The sequence below is a fragment of the Sporosarcina psychrophila genome (assembly GCF_001590685.1).
GTDB classification, from domain to species: Bacteria; Bacillota; Bacilli; order Bacillales_A; family Planococcaceae; genus Sporosarcina; species Sporosarcina psychrophila.
Window position 1 is genome coordinate 7,501 of sequence record NZ_CP014616.1, and the last position, 2,500, is coordinate 10,000.

2 rRNA genes (1 of these 2 cut by a window edge) are annotated in these 2,500 nt (G+C 48.6%); both read right to left on the minus strand.

Features of this window, described 5'->3' with window-relative positions:
- Positions 1–774 precede the first annotated feature (774 nt).
- Positions 775–890, minus strand: a 5S ribosomal RNA gene (gene rrf, locus AZE41_RS00025).
- Between the two features lie 80 nt (positions 891–970).
- Positions 971–2,500, minus strand: a 23S ribosomal RNA gene (locus AZE41_RS00030) (it continues 1,402 nt past the right edge of the window).

The window sequence follows — 2,500 nt, forward strand, 5'->3', positions numbered from 1 at the left end:
TGAGGAAATAAACTATCCAAACAATACCCCACTAAAGTGAGCTCTTAAAATCAGCAATCCCTATCTTCAAACGGCATCACTGAATGTTAAGGCATAGCCATTCATATTTCACAGATGAATTAATGCAAGTAAAACAAGGCATTCTTAAAAATAGGATCTAATTCAAATGTTGTGATGAGGTTGTGATTTGCATGTCACCCTTTATCCTGAATAAACCTCTTTTTTATTCTTAACGTTCAATACTATTTTAGCTTTAAAGTAATTCAAGCGCCTAATACCATACGCGTTACACTTCGCTTATCTATATGTGTTGATATAAAGAATCCACTCAACAACGTTCGGCGCTAGGGGATGCCTCCCGCAATAAGCCAGAAAGAAAACCGCTGTCAGTCTTATTGCTTCGGCTGCCCCTTGAGGCGCCTTTGCTGGAGATTATATAGAATCATTAGTTCAACATATATAGTACGTTGCTCATTTAATTCTTTTTGTACATTCAGTCATACTATATCAATTTCTCAGTAAGTATAGCGACATTAATGGAAGTAATGCGCGATAATCAAAAGGCGTTCTAACGACTGTTCAACCGTACTTTAAAGCTTGGATTCATGCTCGTCATTACTATTTCCACACCCGCAAGCATAACCACGACGTTTACAGAAGAGAACGGTTAAGCGCTCGAACCATAAAGTTGTATGGATGCATTAATATTTATTATAGATCCTAAAAATAAACACAAAAAAAGCCACTACCTATAAGGTAATGACCTTTCAATGAGACCGGCGACGTCCTACTCTCGCAGGGGGAAACCCCCAACTACCATCGGCGCTGAAGAGCTTAACTTCCGTGTTCGGGATGGGAACGGGTGTGACCTCTTCGCAATCGTCACCAGACTCTTTGAGCTTGTTCGCTCAAAACTGAATAAAACAGACATTGTGCTACACGAATCAGGGTAATCAAGCCCTTTTCCAAATTGGTTAAGTCCTCGATCGATTAGTATCCGTCAGCTCCACACGTCGCCGTGCTTCCACCCCAGACCTATCAACCTCATCTTCTTTGAGGGATCTTACTTACTTGCGTAATGGGAAATCTCATCTCGAGGGGGGCTTCATGCTTAGATGCTTTCAGCATTTATCCCGTCCATACATAGCTACCCAGCGATGCCTTTGGCAAGACAACTGGTACACCAGAGGTATGTCCATCCCGGTCCTCTCGTACTAAGGACAGCTCCTCTCAAATTTCCTGCGCCCGCGACGGATAGGGACCGAACTGTCTCACGACGTTCTGAACCCAGCTCGCGTACCGCTTTAATGGGCGAACAGCCCAACCCTTGGGACCGACTACAGCCCCAGGATGCGATGAGCCGACATCGAGGTGCCAAACCTCCCCGTCGATGTGGACTCTTGGGGGAGATAAGCCTGTTATCCCCGGGGTAGCTTTTATCCGTTGAGCGATGGCCCTTCCATGCGGAACCACCGGATCACTAAGCCCGTCTTTCGACCCTGCTCGACTTGTAGGTCTCGCAGTCAAGCTCCCTTATGCCTTTGCACTCTACGAATGATGTCCAACCATTCTGAGGGAACCTTTGGGCGCCTCCGTTACTCTTTAGGAGGCGACCGCCCCAGTCAAACTGCCCGCCTGACACTGTCTCCTGCCCCGATAAGGGGCATGGGTTAGAAGTCCAATACAGCCAGGGTAGTATCCCACCAACGCCTCATCCGAAGCTAGCGCTCCGGAATCCAAGGCTCCTACCTATCCTGTACAGGCTGCACCGGAATTCAATATCAGGTTACAGTAAAGCTCCACGGGGTCTTTCCGTCCTGTCGCGGGTAACCTGCATCTTCACAGGTATTATAATTTCACCGAGTCTCTCGTTGAGACAGTGCCCAGATCGTTACGCCTTTCGTGCGGGTCGGAACTTACCCGACAAGGAATTTCGCTACCTTAGGACCGTTATAGTTACGGCCGCCGTTTACTGGGGCTTCAATTCGAAGCTTCGCTTGCGCTGACCTCTCCTCTTAACCTTCCAGCACCGGGCAGGCGTCAGCCCCTATACTTCACCTTGCGGTTTTGCAGAGACCTGTGTTTTTGCTAAACAGTCGCCTGGGCCTATTCACTGCGGCTCTCTCGGGCTTTAACACCCTACCAGAGCACCCCTTCTCCCGAAGTTACGGGGTCATTTTGCCGAGTTCCTTAACGAGAGTTCTCTCGATCACCTTAGGATTCTCTCCTCGCCTACCTGTGTCGGTTTGCGGTACAGGCACCTCCCGCCTCGCTAGAGGCTTTTCTTGGCAGCGTGAAATCAGGGACTCAGGGATAAATCCCCTTGCTGTAACAGCTCAATGTTATAGGAACGGGATTTGCCTCATTCCACACCTCACTGCTTAGACGCGCATAACCAACAGCGCGCTCACCCTATCCTACTGCGTCACCCCATTGCTCAAACGGCGGGGAGGTGGTACAGGAATATCAACCTGTTGTCCATCGTCTACGCCTTTCGGCC